The sequence below is a fragment of the Dyella sp. genome, from assembly GCF_051962475.1.
In the GTDB taxonomy this organism is placed as follows: domain Bacteria; phylum Pseudomonadota; class Gammaproteobacteria; order Xanthomonadales; family Rhodanobacteraceae; genus Dyella_A.
In genome coordinates this window covers 39580-59615 of record NZ_JBQCCF010000017.1, presented here as the reverse complement: position 1 = coordinate 59615, position 20036 = coordinate 39580, and the positions used below count along the sequence as shown (strand labels likewise).

Here is a 20036-nt window from a genome sequence, read left to right as displayed (position 1 = left end):
AGAGCCTGCTGCTGAGGGTGGCGGGCGGCGCGCCCTCATCGACGACCAATACCCGCCGGCGGCGTGTCGCTTTCCAGATAGGGCGGGCCGCCGAGTCGCGCCATCTGGCGCTGGATCCAGTCCGCGCGGCGCAGTACGTAGGCGCTTGGCCGATCTGCATGCATGCGCCGCGGGCTGGGCAGCACCGCGGCCAGTCGCGCCGCCTGGGCCGGGCCGAGCCGAGCCGGCGGCATGTGGAAGTAGGCATCGCTGGCAGCACCTACGCCGTAGATGCCATCGCCGAACTCGGCGATGTTCATGTAGACCTCGAGGATGCGCTGCTTCGGCCAGGTGATTTCCAGCAACACCGTGAAGTACGCCTCCAGTCCCTTGCGCACGAAGCTGCGGCCGTTCCACAGGAACAGGTTCTTCGCCGTCTGCTGGCTGATCGTGCTGGCCCCGCGCAGGCGCTTGCCCTCGTCGGCAGCGTCCAGGGCGTCCTGGATCTGGTCGAAGTCGAAGCCGTGGTGAAACGGGAATTTCTGGTCCTCGCCAGCCACCATCGCCAGCGGCACCCACGGCGATACCTGCGACCACGGCACCCAGCGGTGGTGCAGCTGCAAATCCTTCTCGCCACGTACCCACGCACCGAGCTGGCGCTCCATCATCACCGCCGAGGTCCACGGGGGTGCGAAGCGCAGCACCAGTACGAACAGCCAGCTCAGGGCGATCCAGCTCAAGGCGAGCAGGCCGATCCAGCGCAGCAGGCGGAACAGTCGAAAACGTGGGTGCATGGCCAGGTGGCGAGCGGCAGAATCCCCAGTATAAGCGCGTGCCCGGCGACACCGTTGTGGGGCCGGCCCGACGCCCCCACATCGCGGGGTTGAACTGATTGCGAGGTGCCTGTGGAAACCACCCTGGTCGAAGATGTGTTGCACCGCTTCCTGCTCGAGCGTGCCGGTGTGCGCGGCGTGCTGGTACGCCTGGGCGCGGCATGGCGCGAGGTGGCCGGTCGCGCCGACTACCCGCCGTCGTTGCGCGATCTGCTGGGGCAGTCGTTGGCTGCCAGCGCCCTGTTGACGGGCAACATCAAGCTTGATGGAGCACTGTCGATCGAGCTCAAGAGCACCGATGCGCTGCGCCTGCTGTTTACCGAATGTACCGATCGCGGGCGGCTGCGTGGCCTGGCGCGCTGGGCCGATCCGCTGCCCGAGCCGCTGGCATTGTCTTCCCTCGCCGGCGCGGTGATGGCCATCACCATCGGCCAGGCCGAGCGTGGCCAGCGCTACCAGGGCTTGGTCGACCTGCAGCATGCCGAGCTCGCACCGTCACTGGAGAATTACTTCGCCCAGTCCGAGCAACTGCCCGCGCGCATCCTGCTGGCCGCTGACGGCGAGCACGCGGTTGGCCTGATGTTGCAGCAACTGCCGGGCGAAGGCGGCCACGATGCGGTGAGGGACGATGATGCCTGGACGCGCATCGAACACCTCACTGCCACGCTCGGCGCGGACGAGATGCTTGCCACAGCTCCGGAGCAATTGCTGTTCCGGCTGTACCACGAGGAGGAAGTGCGGCTGTTCGAGCCGCGTCCGTTGGCGTTCGGCTGTAGTTGCACGCGTGAGCGCGTGTCGGCGATGCTGCGTGCATTGGGGCGTGAGGAAGTGGAGGCCGCTTTGGCCGCCCGTGATGGCGAGATTGAGGTGATCTGCGAGTTCTGCGCGCAGCGCTATACCTTCGACCCGATCGACGCGGAGCACCTGCTGCGCGATGCCGGCAGCACCGGCGCACCCACGACCGCCCAATAAGCCAGCGTCGCATCCGACCGGCCGATCGGAGTTACCCGATCGCCGGCAGCAGGTGCGTGGGAGCGTTTGGCCCCAGCCATTCGCTTGCCGGTCGGGCGGTGGAGAACAGGAAACCCTGGGCGTACCGCGTGCCGATGCGTAGCAGCGCCTGGCGTTGGTAATCTTCCTCGATGCCTTCGGCGATCACCTGCATCTGCAGTGAGTCGGCCAGGACCTGGATGCCGCGCACTACCGCCAGGCCCTGATTTTCGTCCAGTTGGGCCAGGTCTTCGGGCAATTCGGTGATGAAAGAACGGTCGATCTTCAGCGTCTGGATCGGGTACTGGTGCAGATAGCTGAGTGAGGAGTAGCCGGTACCGAAGTCGTCCAGCGAGATCATGATGCCGCGCTGGCGCAGGTTTTCCAGCATGCGTTTCACCTGCGGCGGATTCTCCAGCAACGCGCGCTCGGTTACTTCGATACGGATGCTCTGCGCGACCACGCCATGGCGCTCCATGGCCGCGAGCAGCCGCTCGTCCAGGTCCGGTAGACGGAAATGCCGACCGGACACGTTGATGCTGACGAAGCCCTCGCCACGGGTGAGTGCCGTGGTCTGGGCGAATACCTGCTCGAAGATCTGCCAGTCGATGGACTCCGAGCAGCCGCTTTCCTCGGCCACGATCAGGAAGTCGCCAGGCGTAAGCACGCCGCGCTCGGGGTGGTTCCAGCGAAGCAACGCCTCGAAGCCGACGATGCGGCCGTCGTCGATCGCCACCACTGGCTGGTAATACGGCACGAACTCGCTGCGTGACAGCGCACGGCGCAGGTCGCCTTCCATCTCCAGTAGCGACAGCGCCTCGTGACGCAGTCGGTCGTCGAACAGCGCAGCGCGGTGGCGGCCGTCATCCTTGGCGCTGTACATCGCCGCGTCCGCATCGCGTAACAGTTCTTCGGGCTGTTGATAGTGCATCGAGGGCAGGGCGATGCCGATCGAGGCGGAGGTGAAGATCTCCTTGATGCCGAGGCGGAACGGCACCTGCAGCTCGGTAATGATGCGCTCGGCGATCTGTAGCGGCATGTCGCCGTCCGAGATGCCGTCCAGCAGTACCGCGAACTCGTCGCCGCCCAGGCGCGCCACCAGATCACGCGTCTTCAGGCAGGCGCGGATGCGTCCACCGACCTGGAACAACAGATCGTCGCCTACCAGGTGGCCGACGGAATCGTTGATGACCTTGAAGCGGTCCAGGTCGATGAACAGCACCGCGAAAAGTCGCTGCGGATCGGCCTTGTACTGGGCCAACGCGTGGTCGAGGCGCTGTAGCAGCAGGGTGCGGTTGGGCAGGCCGGTGAGCGAATCGTGCAGGGTCTCGTACTTCAGCCGGCGCTCGACGCGCTCGCGCTCGGCGATCTGCTCGCGCAGGTCGCGGTTGGCCAGCGCCAGCGCGCGAGTGCGCTCGTCCACCCGACGCTCCAGGCTGGCGTAGGCCTGCTTGAGCGACTCATTGGTGTGCTTGCGCTGCAGCGCGTTGGCGATGTGATAGCTGACGAAGGTGAGCAGCTCCTGATCCCGAGCCGTATAAGTGTGCTCGGGCGTGTAGCTCTGCACCGCCAGCACGCCCATCACCCGCTCGTTCCACACCAGTGGCACACCGAGCCAGCACACCGAGCGCGCGCCGAACTGGTTGATCTCGCCCAGCGCGACCAACCGGTCGATCTCCGCCGGGTCGGCCAGTAGCGGCTTGCCATGGCGCAGCACGTACTCGGTGGCGCCGCGGCCGTGGCTGCGCGGCGGGCGCACGCTGTCCACTTCGTCCACGGAATAGGGGAAGGTGATCTGCTTGCCGTCGTCGTCGAGCAGCGCGATGTAGAAATTGCGTGCGTAGATCAGTCCGCTGATGATGCGATGCACCGCCGCGTAAAAACCTTCCAGGCTCTCCGGTGCGCTGGCCATTTCGGCGATACGGAACAGCGCGGCCTGCAGGCGTTCACCGCGCTGACGCTGCAGCACCTGCTGGCGCAGCACGCGATTGGCCTCGCGCAGCGCAGCGGTGCGATCGGTGACGCGCCGCTCCAGTTCGGCGTGCGCGGCGCGCCGTTCCAGCGCCGTCTGCACGTGCTGGGCCACGTAGCTCAGCAGTTCGCGGTCGTTCTGGGTGTAGCGCGTGTCGCCGCGATAACTCTGCATCACGATACCGCCGACCACGCGTCCCTCACGCAGCAGCGGCACGCCGAGCCAGTGCTCGCAGTTGGGACCGATCGGCACCAGCCGCCCCTGCAGCAGCTGCGACACCTCGTCGATCGAGCCCATGATCGGTTGCCCGGCCTTGAGCAGGTTCCACGTGAGGCTGTACTCGATGTCCTTCAGCGGCACGCTCTCGTCGGGCGGCGGCGGCTCGGCATCCATCGTGTCCACGTAATACGGGAAGCGCACGCTGTCGGTGACTTCGTCGTAGAGCACGATGTAGAAGTTCTCGGCGTACATCAGACTGCCCACGATGCCGTGCAGCGCACGCATCATGTCGGGCATGTTGTGGTCGGCGCCGGCCTGTTCGGCAATCGCGTACAGCGCCCGCTGCAGGCGCTCAGCCAGCGCCAGGCGCGAGATCGCCTCGTACAGCCGCGCCGTTTCCGCCAGCTGGCGCAGGCGCGAGGTGATGATGCGCCCCAGCCATGCCAGCTCGACCTCCACCGGCGCGGGCATCGGCGGGATCGGACACTCCAGGGTGAGGGTGCGCAGGCCCTGCGGGTCGTCGGCCAGGTCGAGCTGGCGCAGCCCGGGATCGGGCGTCCACACGTCGCCATGCAGTCGCCAGCGCAGGCGGCCGGGAATGTTCAGGCCGGCCAGCAGGCGCTCGCAGATGTCCATCACGCCGGCCGCATCGGCGGCGGCAAAAAGCTGCTCGATGGCGCCATGCAGCGCGAGGGGCCGGATGCCGCTTCGATCGGCTCCAGGCGCGCTCTGGGTGGACGCAAAGCTCATCGAAATGGGTGAATCCGGCATGAAGAAACAACAGGCGGCCTTTATATCTCGCCAGCAGCCCTTTGTCGCCGGCTGTGGGTCGTTCCGGGCGGCGGGAACCCCGCCCTCTGGCGGGCAGTCCAAGCGGCGCCTTGGCCCCGGATTTTGTGCGCCAGGACGGCTTTGCAGGCTGTTAGTAAAACGTAAAGCGAGCTATACTCCCGCCACGTTCCATCCACCGGATAGCCCTTTCGCCGCCATGCGTTGCGCGCTTGCCCTTGCCATCACCGCCCTGCTGCCGCTGTCCGCGGCGGCCCAGGCGTGGTCGGGCGATTCGCACGACATGGCCGCGCGCCTGCTGGCGCAGCAGCCCGACCAGATGGCCGAAGTGCAGCCGGGAGTGGCCGTGCCGCTCTGGCGCGGCGCTGATGGCCGCATGCTGATGCTGCGTGCAGACGACCAGCCTGCGGGTGGCCTTGCCGCCGACACGCCGCTGACCTTCAGTGTGGTCGATGCGGGCAGTGTGCTTTCCAGCAACCTGCAGTACCGGCTGGGGCCGTCGCTGCAGGCTCATGCGGGGGTCGTTGAGCATTCCTGGGGCAATGCGCCTTACCGCGTGCTCGGCAGTGAGGTGGGTGCCACCTACAGCGCCGGGCGCTACAGCCTGGGGCTGAGCGTCGGGGCGGACACTGCCAACGGCGCGGCGCGTCTGCCGCGCGTGCTTCCCGGCGCGCTGCCGGGAGTGAACGGATTGTCCGCCTTCGGCAGCAGCGCGCAGCTCAACGCGCGTGGTCGCGTGGCGCTGGATAGCCGCAGCGGAATCGATCTCGGCGCCAGCGTGGGCCGCATCCATCTGCTGCCCGGCAACCTGCTGGGCGTGGACATGCTCGACCAGAAGGCATTGAGCTTCGGCGTCGACCGCGGGCCACTGAGCGGCAGCCTGGTGGGGCGCGTGATGCAGCCTTCGGCCGGCATTCCAGGCGCCTACAGCCCAGATCGCCGCTGGAGCAGTATCGATTTCGGGGTGACCTGGAAGCTTCCCTGGCAGGGCCAGCTGAGCGTGGGTGCGCAGAACCTGTGGTCTTCGGGAACGCCTGCCAATACCCCGGCTGGCCCCGAGCCGGATCAGTCACGCACGCCCTACGTGCAGTACCACCAGGACCTCTGATCCCCGAGCCGACCGAACGAAAACGCCGTCGCGAAAGCGACGGCGTTTTCGTATGCGGGTGTCTATCGCTCAGTCGCCCTGGCGGCGGATCCGCACGTCGCCGCTGAAGCTCTCCACGCCGATACGCGCGCTGCCGCTGCCCTGCTGCACGGTCAGCTCACTGCCCGGACCGTGCTCGTTGTGCTCGGCCTTGCCGAAGTCGCTGCGCAGGTCGCCACTGAAGCTGCTGGCGTGGATGGCGGCGGCGACATCCGCAGGCAGCATCAGCTGCACGTCGCCGCTCATGCTGTCGATATCCATGCGCCCGTTGGCGGCGAGGCCGCCGCTGACATCGACATCGCCGGATACCGTGCTCAGCGTGAAGGTCTGCCACGGGCCGCCACGTACCTGCACGCGGCCCGAGACCGTTTCCAGCTTGGCCTGATCACCCAGCGACGGGGCGAGGATGTCGCCACTGACCGTCTGCAACTCAGCGCGGTCGGCCTTGCCGGATTGCTCGATGCCCCCGCTGACGCTGTCCACCTGCAGCGAGGGCGTGCGCGCATGGATGCGCACCTTGCCGCTGACCGAGTTCACTTCGATGGCACCACCGTCGGTGCCATCGACGCTGAGCGGCGCGCTGACCACGTTAACCTCCAGCGAGGCCCCGCGCGGCACCTGCACCTCCAGGTTGGTGGAACCCATGGCGTTGTCGCTGCCCCAGTTGAACACGCCGGACTTGCCTTGTGCCTGCACCTTGATCTCCAGGTCGCCGTCCGAGCCGGTGATCGCCAGCGGCCGCGCGCCATCGCCGAGACTGCCGCCCACATGAACTTCGTTGCGGTCCCATGCGGTCACGGTGACCTCGCCCTTGATGTTGCTGATGCTCACGTGGGCCTTCGGGGTGGCGGGGTGGGTCAGGTCCAGCGGCGTGTCGGCGCAGGCGAGGCCGGCGTAAAGCAGCGTGGCGAGCGGCAGGTAGCGCAGAGTGGTATGCATGGTGTTCTCCTTCGCGTCAGCTGGCATCGTGGCCGAGCTGGCGCAGTCGTGATTCTTGCTGCTCGGTGCGGTCGAGCAGGCGCTGCAGCGCCGCCGAATTCGGGGATTGCTGGATGGCCTGGCGCAGTTCGTACTGCGCCGCCGTGAGTTCGATCGCCGCACCGGCCAGGCGTGGATCGTCGGGCTTCCATACCGGCACGCTGGCCACGTCGGTGGAGGTGGCGGGCGCCGCCGCCGGTGCCATGCGCATCAGGCCGACCGCGAGCACGGTGACCGCGGCCAGGCCGGCCGCGAACAGCCAGGTCGTGCGTGTGGCAGTTGCCCGATGCGGCGCGGCTTCGGTCGGAGCGGCCCGGTCCAGCGAGCGCTCGATATCCGCCCACAGGTCACGGCGCGGCGCCTGTGGCTGGCGCAGCTCGCGCAGTTGTCGACGCCATTCGAAATCGTTCATACGGTCTCTCCCAACAGCTTGCGCAATAGTGCGCGGGCGCGATGCAACTGCGCCTTGGATGTACCGACGGCCATGTCCAGGTCCCGGCTGATGTCCTCGTGCTTCCAGCCTTCGATGTCATGCAGTACCAGCACCGCGCGCGCGCGCGGCGGCAGCGTGGCGATGGCCCGTTCCAGTTCGTCGCGTTCGGCGGCGCAGAAGGGCGTATCGCCGTGTTCGGGCAGCGAATCGTCGTCCATGAAGCCGACCGGATCGGCGTGCCGCGCGCGGATGTCCATCAGCGCCAGATTCACCGCCAACCGATATAGCCAGGTGCCGAAGGCGCTCTCGTGGCGAAACTCGGCGAGCTTCTGCCAGGCCCGCACGAAGGCGTCCTGGGTGAGGTCTTCGGCGCGCGCGTGGTCATAGCCGGCCAGGCGCAGCACCGCACCGTGGATGCGATCGACGTGGCGGCGATACAGCCGCTGGAAGGCGGCGCGGTCGCCGCCGGCCGCGGCGCGTGCGTCCTCCGCATCGGGAGTCGCTGCGATCGGCGCAGGCGTCATCGAATATCCGTTGGCGAGGCAGGCAGTGGGCATCTTGCCAGCTCAGATGCGGCGCAACGCAAAAAGGTTTGGAGCCGGCCGGCGCGAGGCGCCGGCCGGTGGGTGCATCAGGCCGAGGCGGCGCTGCGCGACGTCCGGGGACGGCTGGCCAAGGCATCGGCCACCCGCTGCTGCTCGCGCGCCAGGGCCTCGGGCAGGCGAGGGGAGAACTCCTCCAGGTAGGCGCCGATCGCCTCGAGTTCCTGCTGCCAGGCGGCCTCGTCGATGTGCAGCAGCTCGCTGAGAGCGCTCGCGGGCAGGCCGAGCCCTTCCAGCCGCAGTTCACCCGCCTGCGGCACCGTGCCGACCGGCGTGGCGGTACCGCGGGCGCGGCCTTCGACGCGGTCGATCATCCATTCCAGCACGCGCAGGTTGTCGCCGAAGCCCGGCCACAGGAAGCGGCCGTCCTTGCCCTTGCGGAACCAGTTGACGTGGAAGATCGCCGGCAGCTGCGCGCCTGGCTGGTCGAACGACAGCCAGTGTGCGAAGTAGTCGCCGTAGTGGTAGCCGCAGAACGGCTTCATTGCCATTGAGTCGCGGCGCAGCACGCCGACCGCGCCGGTCGCCGCCGCGGTGGTTTCCGAGCCCATCGCTGCGCCCATCAGCACGCCGTGGGTCCAGTCGCGCGCCTGCATCACCAGCGGCAGCAGCGACGGACGACGACCGCCGAAGACGATAGCGCTGATCGGCACGCCCTGCGCATCTTCGGCCTTGTCCGACCAGGTTGGACACTGCCGCGCGCTTACCGTGAAGCGGGCGTTGGGGTGCGCGGCCGGGCCGTTGGCCGGGTCGTACGGCCGACCCTGCCAGTCGGTTATCGGCTCGCCGGGCAGGCCTTCCCACCACGGCTGGTTGTCGGCAGTGACCGCGACGTTGGTGAAGATGGTGTCGCGCGCGACACTGGCCAGCGCGTTCGGGTTGCTGTTGGCGCTGGTACCGGGCGCCACGCCGAAGAAGCCGGCCTCCGGGTTGATCGCGTAGAGGCGGCCGTCCTCGCCCGGGCGCATCCAGCAGATGTCGTCGCCCACCGTCCACACCTTCCAGCCATCCCGGCGATAGCCCTCCGGCGGGATCAGCATGGCCAAGTTGGTCTTGCCGCATGCCGACGGGAAGGCGGCGGCGATGTAGTGCGTGTCGCCGGCCGGGTTTTCGATACCGACGATCAGCATGTGTTCGGCCAACCAGCCTTCGCGGCGAGCCTGGTGGCTGGCGATGCGCAGTGCGTGGCACTTCTTGCCGAGCAGGGCGTTGCCGCCGTATCCCGAGCCGTAGGACTGGATCGACAGCTCCTCGGGGAAGTGCATGATGAAGCGGCGCTCCGGGTCCAACTCGCCGGTGGAGTGCAGGCCCTTCACGAAGCTGCCCTCGCACTCGATGCGCGCCAGTGCGGCGGCGCCCATGCGGGTCATCGTGCGCATGTTGGCGACTACGTACGGGCTGTCGGTAATCTCCACGCCGCAGCGCGACAGTGGCGACTCGATCGGCCCCATGCAGTACGGGATGACGTACATGGTGCGGCCTTCCATGCAGCCGTCGAACAGCGCGTCCATCTTCGCGTGCGCCTCGGCCGGATCCATCCAGTGGTTGTTCGGGCCGGCGTCCTCGCGCTCGGGCGTGCAGACGAAGGTGAGGTGTTCCACGCGTGCTACGTCCGAGGGGCTGGAGCGATGTAGGTAGCAGCCCGGATGGGTCTGCTGGTTCAGCTCGATCAAGTCGCCGCTGGCCAGCATCTGCTCGACGAGGGCGGCATATTCAGCATCGGAGCCATCGCACCAGTGGATCCGCGCCGGACGCGTGCGCGCTGCCGTCTGGTTGACCCAGCTTTCCAATACCTGCAGCGAACTTGCCATGTGCTCCTCACCGTGGTCTTGCCAGAAAAAGAAGCGCGCACGCTAGTTTACGTGCACTGGCATTGCAAGGAAGGGTGCAGCAAAAACGGCGCCCGAAGGCGCCGTTCTGGTCGCGCGGAGCGCCTATCAGGCCGGAATCAGTGTCGCGATCATGTGCTCGACGTAGGCGTCGAATTCCTCGTGGCTGATGCGCGGCAGGCCGAGCGTGAAGTTCAGCTGCAGGAAGCCGACGTAGGCGGCATAGGTGAGGCGCGCGCGATTGATCGCCTCGGCCGGCGGCATGCCCGCCTCGCGGTAGGCCGTGTGCAGAAACTCCATCCGGCGCTGCGAGACCCGCGCCATCACCGGCACCACCTGCGGATGGTCCAGCGCCTTCAGCAGCGCGGCGTAGACGCGGTGCGGCTGCAGCTCGTGTGCCACGCGGCGGAACAGCTCGGGCAGGCGCACGCGCGGGTCGGGGATGGCCTCGATCTGGCTGATGATCTCGCGCTCGGCGTAAAGTTCCCAGCGCTCGAGCGCGGCCTGCACCAGCGCTTCGCGGGTGCGGAAGTGCCAATAGAAGCTGCCCTTGGTGACGCCAAGCTGGCGGGCCAGTGCCTCGACCGCCACCGCGTTGACGCCCTGCTCGGCAATCAGCTGCAGCGCAGCCTCTTCCCAGTCCTCGGCGCTGAGGCGGGTCCGTTCGGATTTGGCGTTTGCATTCATCGGCGTATGGTAGCCGGCGCCCCCCTCATTGCAATGTGCAGCGCGCCACGTGCGCCATGGTGCGGCGCGAGTTGACGCCGGTGCTCATCGCAACCCATACTCGTGCGTATGGTCAAGCCTTTGCCCGAAGTGACGCGCCTCCCTACTGCCGATGGCCTGGCGCTGTCGGTGGAGACGCGCCACCCGGCAGGCGACCCGGTGCTGCTGTTCGCCCACGGCTTCGGCCAGACGCGCGGAGCCTGGGCCGCCAGCGCGGATGCGCTCGCTGGGGCAGGTTGCCGCTGCGTGAGCTTCGACAGCCGTGGCCACGGCGAAAGCGATCGGCTCCCCGATGGCCAGTACCACATGGACCAGTTCGCCACCGATCTGATCACCGTGGCCTTCGCCCAGCCCCGGCCCCCGGTGCTGGTCGGCGCGTCGATGGGCGGTCTGCTCGGCCTGGTGGTCGCGGGCGAAATTCGGCCGACGCCGTTTCGCGCCCTGGTGCTGGTGGACATCACTCCGCGCTGGGAGACCGCCGGGGTGGAGCGCATCCTAGCTTTCATGCAAGAGCACCCGGACGGCTTTGTCGACTATGCCCACGCCGCCGAGGCGATCGCCGCCTATCTGCCGCAGCGCCGCGAGCGCAAGAGCGAAGACCAGCTGCGCCCGCTGCTGCGCGAGGGCGCCGACGGCCGCCTGCGCTGGCACTGGGATCCGGCCCTGCTGGCTGGCGTGGTCAGCGAGAGCGAGCGCTACCAGCCGCGCCTGATGGCCGCCGCGGCGAAGGTCGATGTGCCGGTACTGCTGCTGTCCGGCGGACGCAGCGACGTGGTGTCGCGCGACACGGTGAACGAATTCCTGCAGCTGGTACCGCATGCACGCCATGTGGAGCTGCCGGCCGCCACGCACATGCTGGCGGGCGATGCGAACGACGCGTTCACGCGTGAGATCGCAGCGTTCGTCGGCGAGCTGCATCGTCATGACGCCCCCGCGGGCGTCGTGGCGGGTTGAACCCCAACGTAAACTGCAACGAGGGTGTCGAGATGTCCGTGATATTGACCCTGCTGGCGGCGCTGATCGCTTCCGGCGCCTGCGCCTACCACCGCACCGGCCTGCGCACGTGGGCGATCGCCACGGGTGTCACCACCCTGGTGGTCGGTCTGCTGGCCGGCGCGCCCGTAACCACTGTGGTGCTGCTGATCATCGAAGCGGCCATCGCGGTGCCGCTGCTGATGCCGGCGTTCCGCCGTCGCCAGATCAGCGCGCCGCTCTTGAAGATCTTCGCCAAGGTTACGCCGAAGCTCTCAGACACTGAGCAGACCGCGCTGGAGGCCGGCACGGTCGGCTTCGAGGGCGAGCTGTTCTCGGGCAAGCCGGACTGGCACCAGCTGCTCAGCCAGCCCAAGCCGGAGCTCAGCGTAGAGGAGCAGGCCTTCCTCGATGGCCCGGTCGAGCAACTGTGCGCGATGATCGACGACTGGCAGATCACTCACGAGCTCGGCGACCTGCCGCCGCCGGTGTGGGAGTTCATCAAGAAGAACAAGTTCTTCGGCATGATCATTCCCAAGCAGTACGGCGGCCTGCAGTTCTCCGCGCTGGCGCACTCGGCGGTGCTGCAGAAGCTGGCGACAATGTCGGCTACGGTGGCTTCCACCGTCGCGGTGCCCAATTCGCTCGGTCCGGCCGAGCTGCTGCTGCACTACGGCAGCGAAGAGCAGAAGAACCACTACCTGCCGCGCCTGGCCGTCGGCGAGGAGATTCCCTGTTTCGCGCTCACCGGCCCGTACGCCGGCTCGGACGCCACCTCGCTCACCGATTACGGCATCGTCTGCAAGCAGGTGGTCGACGGCGTCGAGAGGCTGGGCGTGAAACTCACCTTCGATAAGCGCTACATCACGCTGGCGCCGATCGCCACCGTGGTCGGCCTGGCCTTCCGCATGTACGACCCGGAGCACCTGCTGGGCGACAAGGAAGACCTCGGCATCACGCTCGCATTGCTGCCGCGCTCCACGCCGGGGCTGCAGATCGGTCGTCGCCACTTCCCGCTGAACATCCCGTTCCAGAACGGCCCGGTGCACGGCAAGGACGTGTTCGCGCCGCTCACCACGCTGATCGGTGGCCCGCACATGGCCGGCCACGGCTGGCGCATGCTGGTGGAGTGCCTGTCGGTGGGCCGCGCGATTTCGCTGCCCTCCAATGCCACCGGCGGCGTGCGCATGGCGGTGGCCGCCACCGGCGCCTATGCGCGCCTGCGCAAACAGTTTGGGCTGTCCATCGCCCGCTTCGAAGGTGTCGAAGAGGCGCTGGCCCGCATCGGTGGCTTGACCTATGCCACCGCGGCGCTGTCGCGTGCGACCGCGGCAGCGGTGGATCGCGGCGAGAAGCCGGCGGTGCCCTCGGCGATCGCCAAGTACCACGCCACCGAGTGGGGCCGCATTGTGGCCGGCGACGCGATGGACGTGCACGGCGGCAAGGGCGTGCAGCTCGGTCCGAAGAATTACGCCGGTCGTTCGTGGCAGGGCGTGCCGATCGCGATTACCGTGGAAGGCGCGAACATCATGACGCGCAGCCTGATGATCTTCGGCCAGGGCGCGATCCGCTGCCATCCGTACGTGCTGAAGGAAATGCAGGCGCTGTCGATCGCCGACTACGGTGACCGCCTGAAGACCTTCGACCGTGCGTTGTTCGGCCACATCGGTTTCGGCATCTCCAACGCGGTGCGCAGCTTCACCTTGGGTATTACCGGCTCGGCGATCGGCGACGCCGCGGGCGACGCGTATACCCGCCGCTACTACCGCAAGCTCAACCGCTACTCCGCCGCCCTGGCTCTGTGTGCGGACGTGTTCATGGGCGTGCTCGGCGGCAAGCTGAAGTTCAAGGAGAAGCTCTCCGCGCGCCTGGGCGACGTGCTCAGCTACCTCTACATCGCCAGCGCCATGCTCAAGCGCTACGAGGACACCGGCCGCCCCGAGGCGGATCGCCCGCTGCTGGCCTGGGCCTTCCACGAGTGCGTATGGCGCATGCAGATGGCGCTGGACGGCGCGATCCGCAACTTCCCGGTTCGTCCGGTCGGCTGGCTGCTGCGGGTGCTGGTGTTCCCGTTCGGCCGTCGCGAAGTGCCGCCGTCGGATCGCCTGGGTCGCCGCGTGGCGGCGCTCATCACGGCGCCGGGCGAAGCACGTGACCGCCTGACCCAGTGGGCCTACCTCACCCCCACCGCCAACAACACGGTGGGTCGCATGTGCGCGTTGCTGCCGGACGTGATCGCCGCTGAGCCGGTGGAGCGCAAGTTCCAGAAGGCGCAGAAGGCCGGTCAGTTCGTTTCGCGCGATTACGACAGCCAGCTGCTGGAGGCAGTGAAGGCTGCGGCCATCACTGAAGGCGAGGCGGCCCTGCTCAAGCGGGTGCGCGACGCCAGCTTCGAGTTCATCTCGGTCGACGACTTCGACCCGAAGGAGCTGCGTGCGGCGGTGGTACGCGACGAGCCCACCGGCAAGGGGCTGGCCGACGCCGCCTGAGGGCGGTCACCACAGCGATCGAACAGCGGCCCTGCGGCCGCTGTTCTTTTTCGGGAGGGCGTCATGTCGTCGAACGTGCTCGCGTTGTATCGCCGCATCACCCGCTGGCCGCTGGGCCACTGGCTGTTTGCGCGCGCGTTGTGCCTGAAGGCACCTTACTTCGCCACCATCGGGCCGCGCTTCATCGCGCTGGAGCCCGGCCGCTGCGTCGTGCGCATCCGCGACCGCCGCCGCGTGCACAACCATATCGGCACGGTGCATGCCATTGCGCTGTGCAACGTCGCCGAACTGAGCGCGGGCGTGATGACCGACGCCACCATTCCACCCGCGATGCGATGGATCCCGCGCGGCATGGCCGTGGAATACCTGGCCAAGGCAATCGGCACCATGCACGCCACGGCCACCCCGGAGGCGCCAGCGGTCGAGGCGGCGTCCGGCTATTCCTGGCCGGTGCGCGTCAGCGTGCGCAACGACGCGGGCGAGGAAGTGTTCCGCGCCCGCATCGACATGTGGGTATCCCCGCGCAGCGGGCGCTGAGGATCAGCCGCGCCGGCGCCAGGACGGCGCCACGATCGAACCGCGTCGGCGGGCGACCGCGAACAGCGCCACCGTGCACAGGGTGCACAGGGTCAGCGCCACCACCGACGCCTCGGCGCCGAACACGCCGCCGCTCAACCAATCCGGCCCGGAGCGGCTGGAAACCAGCCAGCCATCGACCGCCATCCCCGACACGGGAATGCCGTAGATCGTTCCCTGCGCGAAATTCCATGCTGCATGCACACCCATGCACAGCGGCAGCGAGCGGGTGAGGTGATAGAGCATGCCGAACAGCAGCCCTGCCTCGATCGCGATCGCCGCCGAACTCCACAGCGTGGCGCCCGGGTTGGAGATATGCACCGCGCCGAAGAACAGCGCCGACACCACCAGCGCGGCCCACGTACCCAGGCCCTCTTCGACAATCCGGAACAGCACGCCGCGGAACATGATCTCCTCGCCGATGCCCGCGCCCAGCCCCGCCGTCAGCAGCGCCGGTAGCCACGCCGCCTGGGCGTTGAATCCGGTGACGTGATAGCTGCCCAGCAGCCACAGCGCGCCGACTACCGCACTGAACAGCACCGTGCCGCCGACGATGCCCGCCAGTCCGTCCGGCGCCACGCGCCGCAACGCCAGCTCGGCGGGGCGGCGGCGTTCGATGCCGTAGACCAGCACCAGGTACGCGATCAACGCCGGAACCGCCCGCAGCGCAAACTGCAGCCAGCCAGCAACCACGGGCGAAGCGCCCTTCATGGTCAGCCCGAACGCGTGCAGCACGATCACCAGGCCCTTGGTCATCGCCAGCATCAGGATCACGAAAATCACGATCCGCGCGAGCGGTGAGAAGAGCAGCCAGCGCTGCCAGCGCGGTTTGCCGGCGGGCGTGGAAAAAGCGAGCGAAGCGGTCGACATGCGGTAGGCCCCCTGGATGGAGCGCGCATGCTAGCAACCGCGTGCCAGTGCGTATCCCCTGCCTGACGGCAGGGGATGGGGCAATGCAAGATCCTGCCGCCGGCGCGACGGGCCGCCCGCGGCTATCGACTCAGGCGTCCACCGCGGCGGCATGCTCGCGCGTCGCCGAGAAGCGCACCTGCGGCCAGCGTTCCTGCGCCAGCTGCAGGTTGACCCGGGTGGGCGCGATATAGACCAGTTCGCCGGCGGCATCGATGGCCAGGTTCATCGCGTTCTTCTCGCGGAACTCCGCCAGCTTCTTCTCGTCGTCACAGTGCACCCAGCGTGCGGTGGCCACGCTCACCGGCTCGAACGTCGCTTCGACGTTGTATTCGTCCTTCAGCCGGTACGCCACCACGTCGAACTGCAGCACGCCGACCGCGCCCAGGATCAGGTCGTTGGACATCAGCGGGCGGAAGAACTGGGTGGCGCCTTCCTCCGACAGCTGCGCCAGACCCTTCTGCAGCGCCTTCATCTTCAGCGGATCGCGCAGCCGCGCCCGGCGGAACAGCTCCGGCGCAAAGTTGGGGATGCCGGTGAAACTCAGCAGCTCGCCTTCGGTGAAGGTGTCGCCGATGGTGATGGTGCCGTGGTTGTGCAGGCCGATCACGTCGCCCGGGTAGGCGGTCTCCACGATCTCGCGGTCCGAGGCCATGAAGGTCAGCGCGTTGGCGATGCGTACCTCCTTGCCAGTGCGCGGCTGGATCATCTTCATGCCCGCGGTGTAGGTGCCCGAGCACACGCGCATGAACGCCACGCGGTCACGGTGCGCCGGGTCCATGTTCGCCTGGATCTTGAATACGAAGCCGGTGAGCTTCTCCTCTTCCGGCGACACCTCGCGGGTCAAGGTGCTGCGCGAGCGCGGTGAGGGGGCGTGCTCCACGAAGAAGTCCAGCAGCAGCTGCACGCCGAAATTGTTCACCGCCGAGCCGAAGAACACCGGCGTGAGCCTGCCGGCCAGGTATTCACGGATATCGAACGAGGGCGCGGCGCCCTGCACCAGCTCCAGCTCCTCGCGCAGCTCGGCCAGCGCGGCCGCGCCGACCGCTTCCTCCAGCCCCGGTGCGTCCAGGCCCTTGAAGATGGTCGAGTCCTGCCGAGTAAAGTTCTTGCCCGGCTCGAACACGTGCACCTCGTCCAGCACCAGGTGGTACACGCCCTTCAACCGCTTGCCCATGCCGATCGGCCAGGTCACCGGGGCGCAGGCGATGCCCAGCACCGATTCCACCTCGTCCATCAACTCGATCGGCGAGCGGCCCTCGCGGTCGAGCTTGTTGATGAAGGTCATGATCGGCGTGTCGCGCAGGCGGCACACCTCCATCAGCTTGATCGTGCGCTCCTCCACGCCCTTGGCGCAGTCGATCACCATCAGCGCCGAGTCCACCGCGGTGAGCACGCGGTAGGTGTCCTCGGAGAAGTCCGCGTGGCCCGGCGTGTCGAGCAGGTTGACGATCTTCCCCTCGTACGGGAACTGCATTACCGACGAGGTCACCGAGATGCCGCGCTCCTTCTCCAGCGCCATCCAGTCGGAGGTGGCGTGGCGAGCGGCCTTGCGTCCCTTCACCGAGCCGGCCATCTGGATCGCGCCGCCGAACAGCAGCAGCTTTTCGGTTAGCGTGGTCTTACCCGCGTCAGGGTGGCTGACGATGGCGAACGTGCGGCGGCGGCGGGTTTCGTCGAGGTGCGTGGACATGGGGAGCGGGTCGGCTTGAGCGCGAACCGGTAATTGTAGCGTGGATGGGGAGTTGGGCTCCGGGCCGCCATCCTTCCCTCAGCCCGCTTCGCTCCCTCTCCCCTGGCAAAGCCGGGGGAGAGGGTTGGGGTGAGGGGGCTGCTCTTATGCAGTTTGCTGTGCGTGCGCGGAACGAAACGCAACAAGCGACAAGCGAGAGCAAAAGCTTTCGTGCCCCTGCGGGGCCCGAGTTACTTTCTCTTTGCGTGGCCAAAGAGAAAGTAACCAAAGAGAAAGGCCACCCCGCTTGGCGCTTGCCGGGCATCCATGCCCGGCAAGTCCGTGAGCCGGGGCCGGGCTTTTCGAACGGGCATCCTGCCCGTGCGAAAAGGAGTCGACGTCCTGTCGACTCCCGCTACGCGGCCTGTCGTCCCCGTCTCACCGCCGCACAGGGGCCCCGGGTAGAGCAGCGCGCCTTCCTGGCGCGCACTCGCTCTGCCACGCATGGCGGCAGTGGAAAAGCTGGTCGCTGAAATTCGCGTTTTGATTGCCATCGCTGTGACGAGCGAAGTTCCCGGTTCGGCCCGAAGTGGAATTTCAACGCTGGAGCAAAATGGTAGCGAAGCCGCATATCGCCCTCCCAGGCACCCGGTTGCAGACGCGCCGAGTTCGGCTACCTCTTGGGCTCGCTGAACATTCGCATTGCAAGAACAAAGAAGTCTCCGAGGTCAAAGAAATCCCACAAGGACTTGTTTCGATCGTCCAAGGTGATTTGGATGCCATCAACTTCCACTGCCCCCGCCCTATTTACGGAAATCACGAAGTCGTGAGAGCAGGCGTCGCGAACTATTTTTGCCAGAGCTCCAATGTTCGTACTTCTTTTATGGATGCGACTTTTGTTTTGCTCGTACAACTGGACAAAGCTGGAAGCAAGTGTCAGTTCCATCCATCTTCGAATGCCAAAGGCCCACGTCGCTCTCGGCCGCTCACTGTTCCATTCGTAGGTGATTTCTATGAAAGGTCTGCCGCCAGGCTGCTCAGTCAGAGCCAAATCGACCAAGCCGTGCGCAGGAAGGACAACTGTGCAGGCAAAGCCTTTGCACGGAAGACTCAAATGACCTGAATCGGGCGGTGGAAGATTTTTACGTACCGATGCGGCAATTCCCATGGTTTCGAAGGAAAGGCATGCGTGCTTGAGGTATTCATACGCTGGGTGGTCCCCATGGACGTGGTAGACCTCGTTGATCTCCCGCGTCAATTTCCCCTGTTCCAAATGCAAGTCGAAGTGCATAGCTCTGCCTCCGTATCGTGGCGCCTCGGGTAGGGCCTTTCCATCTTTCTTTCCGCCCATGCCTCAATTCAGAGCCGTCCGCCCTGGGTCGAAAGCAGACATTACGGCAGCTGCGTAAACGGCTACAAAAAGCCCGGGAATCCCGGGCTCTTGATGCGGCATTGCTGAGAGGCTGCCCCTTACTTCGCAAGTTGCATCAACACCCTGTGCCAGAACTCCAGCCCCGCGCCCACTTCCGAGGCGGGCAGCTTTTCGTTTAGGCCGTGAGCGAAGGTGTCGTCGGGTTTGGTGAAGGCGGCATCGACGCCGTAGCTGGGGACGCCGGCGTTGCGGAAGTACATGCTGTCGGAGGCACCGGCGGACATGCCGGGGGCGATTTCCACGCCGGGGAAGCGCGCGTGCACGGCGTCGGTGACGGCGGCGATCACATCCGGGCGCAGCGGTGAGGCGGGGCTTTCCACGGGCGGGGGCGGCAGCACGGTGATGCTGGCGCTGGGGTCGTCGATCACCTTGGTCAGGGTGTCGCGCACGCTCGCCACCGGGGTGCCGGGGAAGATACGGCAGTTGACGTTGACGCTGGCGCTCTGCGGCAGGGCGTTGAGCGCGTGGCCGCCGTCGAGCATGGTCGCCACGCAGGTGGTGCGGATCTGCCCCACGTAGGCCGGGTCGGCGGAGATGGTGGCGGCTGCGGCGGCGTCGTCCGGATGGGCGGCGTAGCGCGTCATCGCCTCGCCCAGCGCGCCGGGCGTGTGGGCGCCGGTGGCGCGCAGCGAGGCGCGGGTGATGTCGTTGATCATCGGCGGGAAGGCGTAGCCGCCCACGCGGTCGATCACCTTGGCCAGGCGGTAGATGGCGTTGTCGGCGGTCGGTTCGCTGGAGTGGCCGCCGGGCGAGGTGAGGGTGATGCGGAAGTCGGCATAGGTCTTTTCGGCGGCCTGGATCTGGTAGACCACGGGCTTGCCGCTGGCCGGGTCCAGTGTGCCGCCGCCGGCGTCGGCGTTGAGCAGGAATTCGGCGTCGTGGTAGCGCTTGGCCAGCTCGCGGGTGGTGGCCATGTCGGTCTCTTCGTCGCCCGACAGCAGCAGCACGATGTCGCGGCTGGGCTGGAAGCCCTCGCGCTTGAGACGGATCAGGGTTTCCACCATCACCACCGCGGCGGTCTTCATGTCGGCGGTGCCGCGGCCGTAGAGGTAGCCGTTCTCCTGGATCAGGGTGAACGGGTCACGCGTCCAGTCGGAGCGCTTGGCGGCCACCACGTCCATGTGGCCGGACAGGTAGATCGGCTTGCCGTGTCCGGTGCCGCGGTAGCGGGCGGCCAGCGCGGCGGTTTCGCCGACCGGGATGATCTCGATGTCGCCCGCGGCGAAGCCGCCCGCCTTGAGCTGGTCGGCGAAGTAGGCCGCCAGTGCCGGCACCTGGTGGTTGCCCTTGACCGTGGGCACACTGATCGCGTGGCGCAGCATGGCCATGGCCTCGCCCAGTTCGCGGGTCTGCATCGGCACGTGCGGCGGCGCGGCCAGTGCGGCGGTGCCGGTCAGGCCGAGCGCGAGCAGGGCGGCCAGGGGCCGCAAGGCGAGTGCTGCTTTCATCCGATGGTTCTCCCCGAGGCGCGTGATTGCACGTTCTCGGA

16 protein-coding genes are annotated in these 20036 nt (G+C 67.3%); 5 read left to right on the top strand and 11 right to left on the bottom strand.

What is annotated here, in order from left to right; translation table 11 throughout:
• Window positions 1-35: 35 nt before the first annotated feature.
• On the bottom strand, window positions 36-773 hold the full coding sequence (gene mtgA / locus ACTHJF_RS03430) for a monofunctional biosynthetic peptidoglycan transglycosylase (protein WP_440265853.1): 738 nt from the start codon (window positions 771-773) through the stop codon (window positions 36-38).
• A 111-nt stretch (window positions 774-884) separates the two neighbouring features.
• On the opposite strand from mtgA, the gene hslO reads away from it, so the two are divergent.
• Window positions 885-1784, top strand: coding sequence for an Hsp33 family molecular chaperone HslO (gene hslO / locus ACTHJF_RS03425; RefSeq protein ID WP_440265859.1), 900 nt, complete (start codon window positions 885-887; stop codon window positions 1782-1784).
• 31 nt (window positions 1785-1815) lie between these two features.
• Here hslO and ACTHJF_RS03420 read toward each other — a convergent pair whose 3' ends face one another.
• Entirely contained in the window at window positions 1816-4743 is a 2928-nt protein-coding gene (locus tag ACTHJF_RS03420; protein WP_440265852.1) for a bifunctional diguanylate cyclase/phosphodiesterase, read from the bottom strand.
• Between ACTHJF_RS03420 and ACTHJF_RS03415 the strand changes: the two genes are divergently transcribed.
• Window positions 4727-5890 (top strand): hypothetical protein, encoded by a 1164-nt coding sequence (locus ACTHJF_RS03415; protein ID WP_440265851.1) that lies wholly within the window; start codon window positions 4727-4729, stop codon window positions 5888-5890. The genes ACTHJF_RS03420 and ACTHJF_RS03415 overlap by 17 nt on opposite strands.
• Window positions 5891-5959: 69 nt before the next feature.
• Here the strand turns inward: ACTHJF_RS03415 and ACTHJF_RS03410 are convergent, their stop codons facing one another.
• The 5 genes from ACTHJF_RS03410 to ACTHJF_RS03390 form a co-directional block, all read right to left on the bottom strand.
• Window positions 5960-6868, bottom strand: a complete 909-nt coding sequence (locus tag ACTHJF_RS03410) for a DUF4097 family beta strand repeat-containing protein (protein WP_440265850.1) — start codon at window positions 6866-6868, stop codon at window positions 5960-5962.
• A gap of 16 nt (window positions 6869-6884) precedes the next feature.
• Window positions 6885-7319 (bottom strand): hypothetical protein, encoded by a 435-nt coding sequence (locus ACTHJF_RS03405; RefSeq protein ID WP_440265849.1) that lies wholly within the window; start codon window positions 7317-7319, stop codon window positions 6885-6887.
• A complete protein-coding gene (locus ACTHJF_RS03400; RefSeq protein WP_440265848.1) occupies window positions 7316-7864 on the bottom strand; it encodes an RNA polymerase sigma factor in 549 nt (182 codons plus the stop codon). Before ACTHJF_RS03400 ends, ACTHJF_RS03405 begins: the two co-directional genes overlap by 4 nt.
• A 107-nt stretch (window positions 7865-7971) precedes the next feature.
• Entirely contained in the window at window positions 7972-9753 is a 1782-nt protein-coding gene (locus ACTHJF_RS03395; protein WP_440265847.1) for a phosphoenolpyruvate carboxykinase (GTP), read from the bottom strand.
• A 126-nt stretch (window positions 9754-9879) separates the two neighbouring features.
• A complete protein-coding gene (locus ACTHJF_RS03390; RefSeq protein ID WP_431635845.1) occupies window positions 9880-10458 on the bottom strand; it encodes a TetR/AcrR family transcriptional regulator in 579 nt (192 codons plus the stop codon).
• A gap of 108 nt (window positions 10459-10566) precedes the next feature.
• On the opposite strand from ACTHJF_RS03390, the gene ACTHJF_RS03385 reads away from it, so the two are divergent.
• The 3 genes from ACTHJF_RS03385 to ACTHJF_RS03375 all read left to right on the top strand — a co-directional run bounded on the left by ACTHJF_RS03385 (window position 10567) and on the right by ACTHJF_RS03375 (window position 14495).
• Window positions 10567-11451 carry an alpha/beta fold hydrolase gene (locus ACTHJF_RS03385; RefSeq protein ID WP_440265846.1) on the top strand — a complete coding sequence of 295 codons (885 nt, stop codon included), beginning with the start codon at window positions 10567-10569 and terminating at the stop codon, window positions 11449-11451.
• Between the two features lie 32 nt (window positions 11452-11483).
• Window positions 11484-13958, top strand: a complete 2475-nt coding sequence (locus ACTHJF_RS03380) for an acyl-CoA dehydrogenase (RefSeq protein ID WP_440265845.1) — start codon at window positions 11484-11486, stop codon at window positions 13956-13958.
• Window positions 13959-14021: 63 nt separating this feature from the next.
• Complete coding sequence (locus tag ACTHJF_RS03375; protein ID WP_440265844.1) at window positions 14022-14495, top strand: hotdog fold domain-containing protein; 474 nt, start codon at window positions 14022-14024, stop codon at window positions 14493-14495.
• A 3-nt stretch (window positions 14496-14498) separates the two neighbouring features.
• Here the strand turns inward: ACTHJF_RS03375 and ACTHJF_RS03370 are convergent, their stop codons facing one another.
• The 4 genes from ACTHJF_RS03370 to ACTHJF_RS03355 form a co-directional block, all read right to left on the bottom strand.
• Window positions 14499-15404: a lysostaphin resistance A-like protein gene (locus tag ACTHJF_RS03370; RefSeq protein WP_440265843.1), complete on the bottom strand. Its 906-nt coding sequence runs from the start codon at window positions 15402-15404 to the stop codon at window positions 14499-14501.
• A gap of 130 nt (window positions 15405-15534) precedes the next feature.
• Window positions 15535-17136 (bottom strand): peptide chain release factor 3, encoded by a 1602-nt coding sequence (locus ACTHJF_RS03365; protein WP_440265842.1) that lies wholly within the window; start codon window positions 17134-17136, stop codon window positions 15535-15537.
• Window positions 17137-17788: 652 nt separating this feature from the next.
• Window positions 17789-18406 carry a hypothetical protein gene (locus tag ACTHJF_RS03360; RefSeq protein ID WP_440265841.1) on the bottom strand — a complete coding sequence of 206 codons (618 nt, stop codon included), beginning with the start codon at window positions 18404-18406 and terminating at the stop codon, window positions 17789-17791.
• Between the two features lie 179 nt (window positions 18407-18585).
• A complete protein-coding gene (locus tag ACTHJF_RS03355; RefSeq protein WP_440265840.1) occupies window positions 18586-19995 on the bottom strand; it encodes a M20/M25/M40 family metallo-hydrolase in 1410 nt (469 codons plus the stop codon).
• Window positions 19996-20036 lie beyond the last annotated feature (41 nt).